At 50.3% G+C, this 14,093-nt stretch carries 14 protein-coding genes; 13 read left to right on the top strand and 1 reads right to left on the bottom strand.

Going from position 1 to position 14,093, the window contains the following annotated elements; all coding sequences use genetic code 11:
- Window positions 1–30 precede the first annotated feature (30 nt).
- The 9 genes from trmD to smpB all read left to right on the top strand — a co-directional run bounded on the left by trmD (window position 31) and on the right by smpB (window position 7,329).
- The gene (trmD, locus tag ACKU41_RS10975; RefSeq protein ID WP_321400746.1) at window positions 31–1,341 is read left to right on the top strand and encodes a tRNA (guanosine(37)-N1)-methyltransferase TrmD; all 1,311 of its coding nucleotides are present in this window, start codon (window positions 31–33) and stop codon (window positions 1,339–1,341) included.
- Window positions 1,342–1,387: 46 nt separating this feature from the next.
- Entirely contained in the window at window positions 1,388–1,738 is a 351-nt protein-coding gene (gene rplS, locus ACKU41_RS10970) for a 50S ribosomal protein L19 (RefSeq protein WP_319777403.1), read from the top strand.
- Between the two features lie 342 nt (window positions 1,739–2,080).
- Window positions 2,081–2,737: a ribonuclease HII gene (locus ACKU41_RS10965; protein ID WP_321400743.1), complete on the top strand. Its 657-nt coding sequence runs from the start codon at window positions 2,081–2,083 to the stop codon at window positions 2,735–2,737.
- An 8-nt stretch (window positions 2,738–2,745) separates the two neighbouring features.
- Entirely contained in the window at window positions 2,746–3,120 is a 375-nt protein-coding gene (locus ACKU41_RS10960; protein WP_321400741.1) for a YraN family protein, read from the top strand.
- Window positions 3,065–3,901: a 16S rRNA (cytidine(1402)-2'-O)-methyltransferase gene (gene rsmI, locus ACKU41_RS10955; RefSeq protein ID WP_319777397.1), complete on the top strand. Its 837-nt coding sequence runs from the start codon at window positions 3,065–3,067 to the stop codon at window positions 3,899–3,901. The genes ACKU41_RS10960 and rsmI overlap by 56 nt, the downstream gene beginning before the upstream one ends.
- 51 nt (window positions 3,902–3,952) lie before the next feature.
- Window positions 3,953–4,705, top strand: coding sequence for a PTS system mannose/fructose/sorbose family transporter subunit IID (locus ACKU41_RS10950; RefSeq protein ID WP_319777396.1), 753 nt, complete (start codon window positions 3,953–3,955; stop codon window positions 4,703–4,705).
- A 41-nt stretch (window positions 4,706–4,746) separates the two neighbouring features.
- On the top strand, window positions 4,747–5,064 hold the full coding sequence (locus ACKU41_RS10945; protein ID WP_319777394.1) for an HPr family phosphocarrier protein: 318 nt from the start codon (window positions 4,747–4,749) through the stop codon (window positions 5,062–5,064).
- Window positions 5,065–6,849: a phosphoenolpyruvate--protein phosphotransferase gene (gene ptsP / locus ACKU41_RS10940; protein WP_319777393.1), complete on the top strand. Its 1,785-nt coding sequence runs from the start codon at window positions 5,065–5,067 to the stop codon at window positions 6,847–6,849.
- A 9-nt stretch (window positions 6,850–6,858) separates the two neighbouring features.
- The gene (gene smpB / locus ACKU41_RS10935; protein ID WP_321400738.1) at window positions 6,859–7,329 is read left to right on the top strand and encodes an SsrA-binding protein SmpB; all 471 of its coding nucleotides are present in this window, start codon (window positions 6,859–6,861) and stop codon (window positions 7,327–7,329) included.
- A 93-nt stretch (window positions 7,330–7,422) separates the two neighbouring features.
- On the opposite strand, the gene ACKU41_RS10930 is transcribed toward smpB, so the two are convergent.
- Window positions 7,423–7,581: a hypothetical protein gene (locus ACKU41_RS10930; RefSeq protein ID WP_319777390.1), complete on the bottom strand. Its 159-nt coding sequence runs from the start codon at window positions 7,579–7,581 to the stop codon at window positions 7,423–7,425.
- 166 nt (window positions 7,582–7,747) lie between these two features.
- Between ACKU41_RS10930 and ACKU41_RS10925 the strand changes: the two genes are divergently transcribed.
- The 4 genes from ACKU41_RS10925 (at window position 7,748) to secA (ending at window position 13,994) form a co-directional block, all read left to right on the top strand.
- The gene (locus tag ACKU41_RS10925; protein ID WP_319777389.1) at window positions 7,748–8,629 is read left to right on the top strand and encodes a LysR family transcriptional regulator; all 882 of its coding nucleotides are present in this window, start codon (window positions 7,748–7,750) and stop codon (window positions 8,627–8,629) included.
- 237 nt (window positions 8,630–8,866) lie between these two features.
- Window positions 8,867–10,255, top strand: a complete 1,389-nt coding sequence (locus tag ACKU41_RS10920; RefSeq protein ID WP_321400735.1) for an FAD-linked oxidase C-terminal domain-containing protein — start codon at window positions 8,867–8,869, stop codon at window positions 10,253–10,255.
- Window positions 10,255–11,403 (top strand): (Fe-S)-binding protein, encoded by a 1,149-nt coding sequence (locus ACKU41_RS10915; RefSeq protein ID WP_321400733.1) that lies wholly within the window; start codon window positions 10,255–10,257, stop codon window positions 11,401–11,403. Before ACKU41_RS10920 ends, ACKU41_RS10915 begins: the two co-directional genes overlap by 1 nt.
- A gap of 77 nt (window positions 11,404–11,480) precedes the next feature.
- Window positions 11,481–13,994: a preprotein translocase subunit SecA gene (gene secA, locus ACKU41_RS10910; RefSeq protein WP_319777384.1), complete on the top strand. Its 2,514-nt coding sequence runs from the start codon at window positions 11,481–11,483 to the stop codon at window positions 13,992–13,994.
- Window positions 13,995–14,093: the final 99 nt, after the last annotated feature.

Here is a 14,093-nt window from a genome sequence, read left to right as displayed (position 1 = left end):
GTGCCTTTTTAAATTCCAAGGCTGGACATAGTGAAATTTAATCTGGTTACACTCTTTCCTGAATTTTTTGATTCCCCGCTGTCGCACGGACTCATGGGTAAGGGCGTTGAAAAGGGCATTGTCTCTTTTAATAAGGTCGATCCCCGCGAGTTTGCGACAGACCGCCATAAATCAGTTGATGACCGTCCCTACGGCGGCGGGCCGGGTATGGTCATGTTTATTGACCCGATTGCCAGGGCTCTTGACTCCGTAGGCATAAAGCCGGTCAGAGAACAAGTTCTCCCCAAGGGTAAAAGGCTGCTTATGCTTTCGCCCAAGGGACGGCCGCTGACACAGAAGCTGGCGGTGGAGCTTTCCAAAGAAGAGGAGTTGACCCTCGTCTGCGGAAGGTATGAGGGTATCGACGCCCGTTTTGAAGATATTTTTCCCGTTGAAACGGTCTCCGTAGGGGATTTTGTACTCAACGGAGGTGAAGCCGGGGCCATGTGCCTTATAGAAGCTGTAGCCCGTCTGCTGCCGGATTTTATGGGGCATTCCGAATCAGGTACGGAAGAAAGCTTTTCTTCAGGTCTGCTGGAGTATCCGCACTACACCCGTCCTCCGGAATTCGGCGGATTGAAAGTGCCGGAAGTACTATCCTCAGGCAACCATGCTTTGATTGAAGAATGGAGAAGAAAAGAGTCTCTGGATGTAACCTTGGAAGCGCGTCCGGAGCTTTTGTCTGAAGCAGAAGGCTTAAAAAAAGATGATGTGCGTTATTTGCGCACAATTCCCCGGAAACGTTTGGGAAAAAATCTTTATATGGCTCTTGTGCACTATCCGGTGCTAAATAAATTTGGAGAAAAAGCCGCTGTTTCTTTGACAAACCTCGATATTCACGATATGTCCCGCGTTTCCCGCTCTTACTCAATTAGCGGATTTTTTGCGGTGACTCCAATCGAGGATCAGAAGAAACTGGCCGAGAGGATAATTTCTCACTGGACCTCGGGACCGGGCAGCAAGTTCAACCCGGATCGAGCCGCAGCTTTTTCCAAAGTAGGAGTTAAGGATTCCCTTCAAGATGTGGTGGAGCATATCGAGTCGGGAACGGGTAAAAAACCGATACTGGTGACCACCAGCGCACGGGGAGCGGGTAGCATAACCATGAACAGGGTTCGTGAAATGCTGCAGGATAATCCCGTCCTGCTTGTCTTCGGTACCGGGCACGGGTTGGCTCCCGAAATTCTGGACATGGCTGAGGGCAGCTTACGGCCCATAAGATTCATGGACGGATACAACCATCTATCAGTAAGAAGTGCGGTGGCGATCACGGTCGACAGGCTGCTTAAAGATGCCTGGTAGATCCGCCTTCGGGTGCCGCAAAGAAATTTATATAAGGAGTAGCGAAATGAGCAACGTAATTGCAAACATCGAACGCGAACACATGCGTATTGATATGCCCGCTTTCAAAGCAGGCGACACTGTAAAGGTTCACCTGCGTATTATCGAAGGTGAAAAGGAACGTATCCAGGTTTTCCAGGGTGCTGTTCTGCGTTACCGTAAAGGTACCACCAATTCCACCTTCACCGTCCGCAAAATTTCTGACGGTATCGGCGTTGAGCGTGTTTTCCCCGTACACTCCCCCTACATCGAGCGTGTAGAGGTAGTTGCTGAAGGTAAAGTACGCCGTAGCCGTATCTACTACCTGCGTGGCCTTAAAGGTAAGGCTGCACGCATCAAGTCCAAACAGGCTTGGTAGGCCACGGAGCTTCATGCTTCGCGGTTATGCCCGTAAGGACGAACAGTCCGCAACGGGTGCGCAATATTGTGTTGAAAACCGTCATTCCCGGACTGAACCAGTTCGGGTATGGCGGTTTTTTACTTTTTGATGCCTTCGGCGACCCTGCCGGGGGCCTTAAACCCTTTTTGAAAAAAGGGGTTAAGAATCCCAAAAAACTTTATTAAGGCTCCGCCAAGTTGTAAGCCGAAGATAGCCTTTTCGCGCTATATGCGAAGCAGGCAAAAAGGTTTTGAAAGGATGGGGTCTGGGGAAGGGAAACTTTTGCAAAAGTTTCCCTTCCCCAGCCGCCGGAGGCTATACATGTCTGAGAATTTATTGCCCGGAATGGGAACTGAGAATCTTATTACTGCCGGTATTGATGAAGCAGGGCGTGGCTGTTTGGCCGGTCCTGTTGTTGCCGGGGCGGTGATTCTGCCCGAAGAATATGACCTTCCGGGCCTGACTGACTCGAAAAAGCTTGATGAAGCTGCGCGGGACAGGCTGGCGGTGGAGATTAAAGAGCAGGCAGTCTGTTGGTCTTTGGGTATCAGCAGGGCGCAGGTTGTGGATCAGATCAATATTCTGCAGGCTACTTTTCGGGCTATGGGCCGTTCTGTGCTTCATTTGAAGGTAAGACCCCAGTTTCTTATGGTAGACGGCAACAAGACAATTCCTGTGCAGTATCTGGATGGTATACCCGGATGCAGGCAGGAAGCTGTGGTCAAAGGTGATTTAAAGATCCCGGCTATTTCTGCCGCCTCCATTCTGGCCAAGACTTTCAGGGATAAGCTCATGGTGCAGTTGTCCGGGCGTTATCCGGATTATGGTTTTGAAATCCATAAGGGATATGGAACCAAGATCCACCTGGAAGCTCTGAAAGAGCATGGTCCCTGCATGGTTCATCGCATGACTTTCAAGGGTGTCCTGCCTGAAAAGAAAAAAGCCAAGCAGGAGCGCATGTGTCTGCCCGGCATTTAGATTTTGGCATGGCTGGGGAAGATTACGCGGCCCGTTTTCTGGAAAATCGAGGTTACACTTTGCGGCAGCGCAATTGGCGTTGGAAGCAGTGGGAACTGGATATTATTTGCGAAAAGGGCAATGAATTAGTTTTTGTAGAAGTAAAGACCAGAACCGGATGCAGTACGCAGTCCGGCATAGAGGCGGTGACTCCGGCCAAGCGCAAGAAGCTGGTCAAGGCCGCGACCCGCTACCTTTCGGCATTTGATCTCTGGGAGAGTCCTTGTCGATTTGATCTGGTTATTGTGAATGATGACGGAACCGGCTTTAGGGCGGAACACATAGAAAATGCATTCGACCTCGACTTTATGGGTGGTGGCAACACCGCTTGGCAACCTTGGTGATATTACTGAACGTGCTAAACATGTTCTGGCCTCTGCCGACCTCATTTTTGCGGAGGATACCCGCCGTACAGGCAAGCTTCTGCAGGCATTGGACATCAGCGGAAAGAGCATGGTCAGCCTGCATGAGCACAATGAGGAAAAGCGGATCAGGAAAGTTCTGGCCCATTTTGATGAAGGTAATGACGCGGCACTCGTTTCCGATGCCGGAACTCCGCTTATGAGTGATCCCGGTTACCGGGTGGTCAGGGCCTGCCGCGAACATGGTGTGCGTGTGGTACCTGTTCCCGGTCCCAGTGCTCCGGTTACGGCTCTTTCGGGCTGCGGACTGCCGCCGTATCCGTTTACCTTTCTCGGCTTTCTGCCGCGTAAAGAAGGGCAGATGCGCAGGCTGTTTGAAGTTCACGGGGAAACAGGGGCGACAATCGTATTTTTCGAGCGTAAATCCCGGTTGCGGGAAACCATGCATCTGGCCTATGAATCACTCGGAAACCGTGAATTTTCTATTTGCCGTGAATTGACCAAGGATTACGAAGAATTTATCAACGGTAATCTTGAGGAATGGTCAGATATTTCTGAAGAACTGCGCGGCGAGATAACTGTGGTCATCGGTCCCCCGGTAAATGAAGGCCCGGCTTCCGAAGAAGAGATCTTTGAAATGATTGATGTGGAAATGGAATCCGGTGATAAACCTAAAATTATAGCCAGACGTATCGCGGAAAAGGTGGAAGGCTGGACAGCCAAAGCAGTCTATGAAAAGGTAACCGAAAGAAAAAGAGCTTAGGCCTCCGGCGGCGAAATCATTTAAATAAATGCGCGGAGCGCATCGAATATAATGGAAAAGTCAGCAGAAAAAAAGAAATTAGGTCTGGCATTTGTCAGATGCTTTCTGCGTTCGTATTTTGTAGGGGCGGGGTTCAATACCCGCGGCTTGCAGAATATCGGTTTTTCATTTGCCATGCAGCCCGGTCTGGAAGCCATTTATTCGGATCATGCGGAGCTTGTGAAGGCCCGCAAGCGTTATGTGAAGCATTACAATTCGCATCCTTTCTGGGCTCCGTTGCTGGTGGCAGTTTTCCTGTCTGTGGAAGTACAGATAAGGGACGGCCGTTTTCCGGTGCAGTTGCTGGATAAATTGAAGAATACCACCAGCTATACCCTTTCGGCCATCGGCGATTCCGTCTTTGCGGGAAGCGGGCTGATCTTTTGGGCGCTGGCTACCGTGAATCTATTGCTGGCTGGTCATCATACGCAGGCTATGCTACTCGGTGTAGTATTGTTCAGCGTGTTGCAAATTTTTAAAGGATTCACATTCTGGTCAGGGATTAATAAGGGACTTGGATTTTTGGATGAATTGAAAAGGTGGGATCTGATCAACTGGGGAGAACGGCTTAAGTTTGCCAATGCTTTCCTTGTGTTGTTGATCTGGTTCCAGCTCTGGCCCCGTCCGTTGAACGGTCTTGAGTGGTACTGCGGAACAGGTGCGCTCGGAGTGCTCGGATGGATGGTGGCTACTGGAAAAATTGCCCGTGAGATTGTGGCTGTTTTTGTTGTGGTCATCGGAGTGTTGACAATATACATGCTGTGATTTTTTCTTTTGAAGAAATAAGATATAAGGATTAATAACAAATGACTGAAGAGAGTGTGCTGCGCGAAGAACCCCCGGTTGGCGGGGAGGCTGTGGTCCGGACAGTGGTTGTATCCAACCAGCTTGGTCTGCATGCCCGCCCGGCCGCAAAACTCGCACAGGAAGCCCAGAATTTTACAGCGGACATTATGGTTGTCTGCGAATCGCAGGAAGTCGACGCCAAGAGCATTCTTGATGTGCTTACGCTGGCGGCAGCGCAGGGCAGCGTCCTTGAGCTGCGGGCTGACGGACCAGATGCCGTTGCAGCCCTTGATTGTCTGGAAGAACATTTTAAAAACAGATTCGGCGAGGAAAAATAAGTGGCCAGAGCGGTCGTCAACGGAATTTCCGTCTCAACTGGTATAGCCATAGGCAAGGCCTTTTTTCTTAATCGCAGTATTTCTTCACGGCTGCCGCGGCAGACTGTACCCATGCACATGGTGGATGGAGAGAAAGAGCGAATGAAAAAGGGATTCACCGATGCTGTGGAAGAGCTTTCTGCTGTGCGGACAAAAGTTCCTGCGGAGCTGAAAGAGCACCAGCTGATCATCGATTCCCACCTGATGATGCTCAAAGACCCCAAGCTGCAGTCCTCGGCCCTGAAATACATTGATGAACTGAAAATAAATGCCGAATGGGCGCTTGATAAAGCTGTCAATGATCTTGAAAAGGCCTTTGGCGCTCTTGAGGATATCTATATTCGTGAGCGCATGCAGGACGTGCGTCAGGTTGCTCTGCGGGTGCAGGCCAAGCTTATCGGCGGGGAAGCCAATTTACGCCCGGTAGAAGGGCGCGTGGTGCTTATGGCCCATGACCTTACCCCTGCGGATACCATTGAGCTGGAAGTGAACAAGCTCATGGCTTTTGTAACCACCCTCGGCGGTAAGACTTCCCATACAGGTATTCTGGCCCGGACGTTGAATATCCCCGCTCTCGTAGGGGCGGCAGAGCTGGAGAATTCAGTTGTGGACGGCGATCTGGTCATCATCGACGGGTTGGCCGGTAAAGTGCTGGTTGATCCTTCTGATGAAGAACTGGAGCATTACTATACCCTTGAAACCCAATTCGATGACTATCAGCGGACCATCATCCGCGGCTGTCAGCTTCCGGCTGAGACCGAGGATGGCTACCGCGTGGAAGTCCATGCCAACATTGAGCTTTTCGAAGAGGTCGCGGCGGTTATTGATAACGGGGGCGAGGCCATAGGTCTTTTCAGAACCGAGTATGCCTACCTGAGCCGTACCGATCTGCCTACCGAGGATGAACTGGCTGAAAAATATTCAGAACTGGCTGCTATCATGTCTCCGCGCAAGGTTACCTTACGGACCCTTGATCTCGGTTCGGATAAGTTTATGTCCCAGTTCGGAGCCCTCGACGAAGCCAACCCGGCTCTCGGTCTGCGGGCCATGCGATTTTGTCTCAAGCATCAAGAGCTGTTCAAGACCCAGCTCCGGGCCATGCTCCGGGCCAGTGTTCACGGCAATGTTTCCATGATGTTTCCCATGATCTGCGGACTGAAAGAGGTTTTGCAGGCCAAGAGCGCTCTTGCCCGCGCACAACAGGAGCTGCGTGAAGAGGGTATCCCTTTTGATGAAGATATGCCCATCGGGGTTATGATCGAGCTGCCCGCTGCAGTCATGATTGCCGAAATTCTGGCTCAGGAAGTAGATTTTTTCAGCATCGGAACCAATGACCTGATCCAGTACAGTCTCGGTATTGACCGTACCAACCCGCATGTGTCCTATCTTTACCAGCCGTTGCATCCTGCGGTTGTGCGGTCCATCAAATACGTGGTCGATGCCGGACACAGGGCCGGTATCGGGGTCAGTCTCTGCGGGGAGGTTGCGTCCGATCCCTATTGCGTGCCAATTCTCATGGGAATGCAGATTGACAGCCTGAGCCTTACTCCGCAGGCTATCCCCGGGATAAAGCGTATTATCAGGCAGCTGAATATGCAGGAATGTAAACAATTGTTGAAGGATGTGCTCGGTTGCCGCACCGTCTCTAGAATCAACCGTCTTGTTACGGAAAGTATTTATAAGAAATATCCGGAAGAATTGACCTTTTTTGCGTCTCTTCTGGATAACGAAGATATCGCAGGTTAATCCAGAATCATGGCTAAAAAGAAAAAGAAGAAGAGCCCTTCCTCCATTGCGCTCAATAAACAGGCCCGCCGTAATTACGAATTCGTGGAAACCTTTGAAGCCGGATTGGTGCTCAAGGGAACCGAGGTCAAATCCCTGCGTCAGGGGTTGGTCAGTTTCATGGACGGCTACATTAATTTTAAAGAAGGCGAGGCATGGCTGGTTGGGATCCACATTGCTCCCTATGACCATGCGGGTTATACCCAGCATGAGCCGGACCGTCCGCGTAAGCTGCTGCTGCATGCCGGTGAAATTGAAAAGCTGCAGACAAGGGTGGAGCAGAAAGGGTTGACCGTTGTTCCGGTCAGATTGTACTTCTCAAGAGGTAAGATCAAGCTTGAGATTGCCCTTGCCAAAGGCCGCAATGTCCATAACCGCAAGGAAGAACTCAAGCGCAGGGATATTGAAAGAGATACGGCCCGCCAGCTGGCTGATTATTAGCCTGCGGCGAGCCGTAAATTTCTCATCCACCCCTTGCCGGTGGGTGGAGAAAGCATGATAAGGGTATAGTAACCTTAATGAATCAAGGCTTGTTTACTGGAGACCGGAAACAAGCATGGTGAAAACCATTGCTGCACCGACCCAGAAAATTGTTTTAACCGTTCCGGTTACGGGGTCGATTCTTCTTTCGTGACCAGTTTCGCTGTCTTCAGGGGTGAAAATCTCTGTGACGAATGCGCTGATGCTGCTCATGGAGGTCCTCCTGTATGCGTGATTAGGATTAAAAAAATCACGTAGCCGATGAGCTCTTATTGCCTGTTTTCATGCTTTTAATCCAATGGGAATAATCGAAGGGTGCCTTTAATATTTCTGATACCCCGCAAAATATAGGTCCGTCACCTGCCAACGGTTTAAAATAATGGAATTATACCAGATAAAGACATTCGTGGTGGTAGCCGAGGAAGGCAATATTACCCGTGCAGCCAAACATCTGCATGCCAGCCAGTCCACCATAAGCCTGCATATCAAATCACTTGAGGAAGAATTTGATGTGCGTTTGTTTTTGCGTACTCCCAAGGGTATGCAGCCGACTCCTGAAGGCAAGCAGTTACTTGAAAAAGCCCGTGACATCCTTGATTCCGTGGAAAAGTTTGAGTACGAGGCCCGAACCATGAAGGGAGAACTCTCCGGGGTGGCCCGTGTGGGCTTGCAGACTTCGCCTGTCTATCTGCGCACCCCGCAGCTAATTAAGCTGATAAAAGAAAAATTTCCGGCTCTTTCCCTGCATCTGGTGCAGATGCCTACGTGGACAATCCGCAGTGATATTGCTGCACGGAAGCTTGACGGCGGTTTTTTTTATTCTAATTCCCCTCCTGAAGATGTCGACGGTATTCTGCTTGAAAAGACCATCCTGCATGTGGTCGGTCCGGCCTCATGGGAGGAGCGCATGGCGAGTGCCAACTGGGAGGATCTTGCCAGACTGGATTGGATCTGGACCCCCGAGGAGTGCTCTTTCAACGTCAAGCTCGAAGAAACCTTTTCCGCCCGTGATCTCAAAGTCTCCAAGGCCATGATCGCAGACAGCGAGGATACCCATAACGCGTTGGTTAAATCCGGCAACGGTATTACCGTCATGCGCGGGGATGAGGCCGCTGAAGGTGTTGAAAAAGGTGAATTTTATATCTGGCCCGGCGGGCATATCGAAGTCGGTCTTTATTTTGGATTTCCGCGCAAAAAGGAAAATGATCCCGTGGTTCGGGCTTTACTTGATTGCGTTGAAAAGGTTTGGGAAAAGGCATAGGTTTATGCCTCACCCCCTCTCATTCAAATACGTTTTAGTTATGCTTCGCGTGTAAACTATCTAAGTTCTCTTTAGGTATAAAGACGACGAAGCCCTACTAAAAGTTTTTGAAGAGTCCAGAGAAATTTTTTCCAAAAAGTTTCTTTGGCCCCCGGCGGGGAAATCATTTAATTCATCAAAGCGCGATAGCGCACCAAATGCCTTTAACGTCCTGCGAGGCCTCCAGAAGCCGTACATATGCAAAATTATCCAGAACAATTATCCCGCGCCCATAAGAAATTCCTGAGAAATCTTTTCCCCGGCAGGGAATCGAGCTTTGACGCCGGCACCTTGCTGGCCTGCGGCGTGGACGCCAGCCAGAAGCATGCAAAGCCGTTGGCTCTGGTGCGTCCGCAGGAGACAGCACAGGTTGCAGAGTTGTTGAAGTGGGCGCAGAGTGAGCGCGTCCCCGTTTATCCCCGTGCACGGGCTACAAATAAGGTTGGCAACTGTGTTCCGGTACGTCACGGGGTTGTGGTTTCCATGCTTGAGATGGACAGCATTTTTGATATTGACGGGCGAGATTTCGTCGCAGTGACCCAGCCCGGAGTGATTACTTCTGACCTGCAGAAGGCTGTGGAAGGACAGGGGCTGTTTTATCCGCCCGACCCGGCGAGCATGAAAATTTCCACCATCGGCGGCAATATCGCTACTTGTGCCGGTGGTATGCGGGCCGTGAAATACGGGGTGACCCGCGATTATGTATTGGGGCTGGAAGTAGTACTTCCCGGAGGAGAAATCATCCGCACCGGGGGGAGAACCCAGAAAAATGTTGTCGGACTGGACCTGACCCGGCTTATGGTCGGATCTGCCGGAACATTGGGGTTAATAACCGAAGCGACACTGAAGCTGTTGCCGTTGCCGGAAACTTCGGCTTCTGTGCTGGTGGGGTTTACGGATCTTTCCGGATGTTTAAGCGGAGCTGAGGCTGTGTTCGGCTGCGGAATTCTGCCTACGGCAATGGAGCTGATGGATCACAATACAATTAAAGCTCTGGAAATGCATTTCGAAGTGCCTTGGCCTGACGGGACAGGTGGTCTGCTGCTGCTTAAAATCGACGGCTCGGCGGAGTCCGTCAATACCGACCTTGGGCGTATTGAGGAAGCGTTGCGGACTGTTGCGGTTACCTTTGTGGAAAAGGGCAGCGGTGAAGATCAGGAACGGCTCTGGGAGTTGCGCAGGGTTATCAGCCCTGCGGCATTCAATCTGGGTCCCGACAAACAGGGAGAAGATGTGGCTGTGCCGCGCGGACGAGTGGCCGAGGCCATCAAAGGTTACCACGCAATTGGAGAGCAGCTTGGGGTTGTTGTGCTTTGTTTCGGTCATCTGGGAGACGGTAATATTCATGTCAGCACCATGTATGATAAATCAGAACCCGGTATGCAGCAGAATGCACTCAAGGCCAAGCAGCAGATTTTCAGCCTGACTCTTGAACTGGGCGGCACACTTTCCGGAGAGCATGGCATAGGTTTAACCAAGGCCAAATATATAGGCATGCAGCTTAATAAAACCCAGCAGAGACTCATGGCCGGTATAAAAAGAACCTTTGATCCCCTGAATATTATGAATCCCGGGAAGGTGGTCTGATGGCTGCTCCGAAAAGTTGTGTGCAGTGCGGAAAATGTCTGGAAGTTTGCCCTTTATTCAAGGTGACAGGGCGGGAAGAGCTGACCCCGAGGGCAAAATTTTTTCTTGAATCCCTCCGTTCTGGTGAAGATCCGGGTGAGGGATTGAGTGAGAAGGATTTCAAATCGTTGGCTTCGCTCTGCCTTTCCTGCGGGCGTTGCGCTAAAAATTGCCCTCAAAGCATGTCCGGTCCGGATATGGTTTCTGATTTACGGGCCAAGTCAAAGGGTTTTATCCAGACTTGCTGGGATTTGTGGCTGATTAGTCCCGGTCTGCTCTGGCCTATGGCTGCAGCGGCTTCCAAACTTTCCCCTGAGGTTTTACCGGAACCTTTCGGGTCGGCCCGTAAACGCATGCAGGCTCTTTTTGCCAAAAGTCCTGAACCATGGGTGGAGCTTAGTCTGCAAGCCAAATTTGAAAAGCGTAGGGTCATGCTTTTCAAAGGTTGCGTGGGCCGTTTTGCCCGTACCGACTGGACTGCAAAAGCTGAACGGATCATGGATGGAATGGGGCTGATTAGGGCAGAAGGCGGGGAGTTCGGCTGTTGCGGTTCTTCACACGGCAGCGCCGGATTGCTGGGCAGGCAAATTGAAGCCAGAGCAAAAAATATTAAGGTTTGGAAAGATTCAGGATACCCCTTGCTGGTCACTTTTTGCGCTACCTGTTTAAAAGGGTTGAAAGAATACACTCTTGATGATTTTGCCGGTGACGAGGAGTTGCTTGCCAAATGGAATGAGGCTCTGACGCCTCTCTCCTCCCTGTTGTTGGATGCTGAACCAAAGATTCTAGATAATGCCCCTGTGCAGGTTGCTTACCATCAGCCCTGCCATGCTCCCCGGAATGATACAGACCTTAAATTGCTTGCCTTGATAGCCGGAGAGCGGCTGCGTCAGGTTCAGAATGACCTCTGTTGCGGATTTGGCGGGATTATGCAGTTGGGAGCACCGGAGCTTTCAAAAGAGGTTGGCCTGCATAGTCTCGAGCATCTTACAAAGGGTATGAAACCGGGCGGACAGATTGTGAGCGGTTGCTCTGCCTGCGTGATTCAACTTGTCACTCTTGTAAAAGATGATTATTTTGCCTCCCATTGGCTTGATATTTTGAAATAAAGCCTTATTAGATAACATCCGTTTATTTTTATTGATGATAATTCGCGGGAAATTCCGCGCAGGAGAAAGGAATTTAGATGTTTAATTTGATTTTTTCCAAGCTGTTCGGTTCACGAAATGATAGATTTATTAAAAAGCTGAAGCCGCAGATTGATCAGATAGCAGCCCTTGAACCGGAAATGGAGAAGCTTACAGATGAGCAGTTTCCGCAAAAGATTGCTGAATATAAAGAGCAGGTAGCCGCAGGAACTTCTCTTGATGATCTTCTGATCGAAGTTTTCGCCCTCGTGCGCGAGGCCGGTAAACGGTCCCTTGAAATGCGTCACTACGATGTGCAGATGGTCGGCGGAATGGTTTTGCATAGCGGTCGTATTGCTGAAATGAAGACCGGTGAAGGTAAAACTCTTGTGGCAACCCTTCCGGCGGTCCTTAACGCGATATCCGGTAAAGGCGTACACCTGATCACCGTAAACGATTATCTTGCTAAACGTGATGCTGAGTGGATGGGTAAACTCTATAACTTTCTCGGTCTGTCCGTAGGTGTTATCGTTCACGGGCTGACTGATGAAGAACGCCAGCAGGCTTACGGTTGCGATATCACCTACGGTACCAACAACGAGTTCGGTTTTGACTACCTGCGCGACAACATGAAGTTTTACAAGGAGCAGTTGGTCCAGCGCGAACTGAACTTCTGTATTGTCGATGAAGTTGACTCCATCCTCATTGATGAAGCCCGTACCCCGCTGATTATTTCCGGTGCTTCCGATGATGCCACTTCCATGTATGGCCGGGTCGATTCCATGATTCCCCTGCTGAAGCGGGATGAAGATTTCGAGGTTGACGAAAAGGGCCGGTCCATCACCATGACTGATGACGGGGTTATGAAATGTGAACAGATTCTGGGTATCGATAACCTTTACGACTCCCAGCATATTTCTTTTCAGCACCACATCATGCAGGGCATCAAGGCCCATCATTTGTTCTCCCGTGATGTAGACTACATTGTCAAAGACGGGCAGGTGGTTATTGTTGACGAATTTACCGGACGCCTCATGCCCGGCAGACGCTTTTCGGACGGCCTGCATCAGGCTCTTGAAGCTAAAGAGGGCGTTAAAGTTGAATCGGAGAACCAGACTCTGGCCTCCATTACTTTTCAGAACTATTTCCGCATGTACAACAAACTTGCCGGTATGACCGGTACTGCGGACACCGAGTCTGTTGAATTCGCACAGATTTATGATCTGGAAGTAATCGTCATCCCCACCAACACTGCAATGATCCGTAAAGATTACCCTGACTCCATCTACAAGACTCAGCGTGAGAAATACAACGCCATTGCTGATGATATCGCCGCCAAGTACAAGAAGGGCCAGCCCGTACTGGTAGGTACTGTTTCCATTGAAAAATCGGAACTGGTTTCAAGCCTGCTTAAGAAACGCAAGATTCCCCATAACGTGCTCAACGCAAAGCATCATGAACAGGAAGCTGAAATCGTTGCCGAAGCCGGGCATAAGGGTCACGTAACCATCGCTACCAACATGGCCGGTCGTGGTACCGACATCAAGCTTGGGGAAGGCGTTCTTGAGATTGGCGGTCTGCATATTATCGGCACCGAGCGTCATGAATCACGCCGTATCGATAACCAGTTGCGTGGTCGTTCCGGTCGTCAGGGAGACCCCGGTTCCACCCGTTTCTACCTTGCCCTTGATGATGACCTCATGCGTCTGTTCGGTTCTGACCGCATAGCCGGAATCATGGACAAGCTGGGTATGGAAGAAGGGGAGCCCATTGAAAACGGCATGGTTACCAAGGCCATTGAGAATTCCCAGAAAAAGGTTGAAGGGCATAACTTTGAAATTCGTAAACAGCTTCTGGAATATGACAACGTCATGAACCAGCAGCGCGAGGTTATCTACACCCTGCGCCGTGAAGTCATGAATTCCGAAGACATGTCTGAGATGACAGCCGAGTTTGTTGAAGAGCTTTTTGAAGATGCTTTTTACCCGGTTGAAGAAGCCAAGGGCAAACCCCTTGATGAAGAAACCGAGGAAATGGTTCGCGTCCGTCTTGATGAACTCTGCGGTTTAAGCCGTAACGAGGAATTCAAGGAAAAGCTGCCTACCCGCGAACAGGCTGAAAAATGGGTTTCTGATACTCTAGGTGTGCTTGAGGAAAGTGCCGGTGAACATTACCATGAGATTCAGCGTTACTTCCTGCTGGAAGCACTTGACCGCAACTGGAAAGAGCATCTGCTCAATATGGACCACCTGCGTGAAGGTATTGGGTTGCGCGGTTACGGTCAAAAAGACCCCAAGCACGAATACAAGCGTGAAGGTTTCGAGCTTTTCCGTGATATGCTGGGCCGCATCAAGGAAAATACTATCCGTGCCCTCTGCCACCTGCGCATTGAAACCGAGGTCCGTGAGGATGAATTTCAGCACAAGGAAAGCAAATCCGATCTTGAGTATTCAGATTCCGAAAATACCGAAACCAAGAAAAAGCCCAAGCGCCGCAATGAACCTAAAGTGGGCCGAAACGACCCCTGTCCCTGCGGAAGCGGCAAGAAGTATAAGAAGTGCTGTGGTAAGTAAAACTGACAGTTTTCTGCAATAAATAAAGCCTCCCGGTACAAGATGTATCGGGAGGCTTTTGTTTTTAGTCATCGCCGTATTGGCTTTCAAGACTGCTGT

This window comes from Maridesulfovibrio sp. (assembly GCF_963678865.1).
Lineage (GTDB): Bacteria > Desulfobacterota > Desulfovibrionia > Desulfovibrionales > Desulfovibrionaceae > Maridesulfovibrio.
Note: the sequence above shows the minus strand (reverse complement) of the source record. Positions and strands in the feature narration are given on the sequence as shown.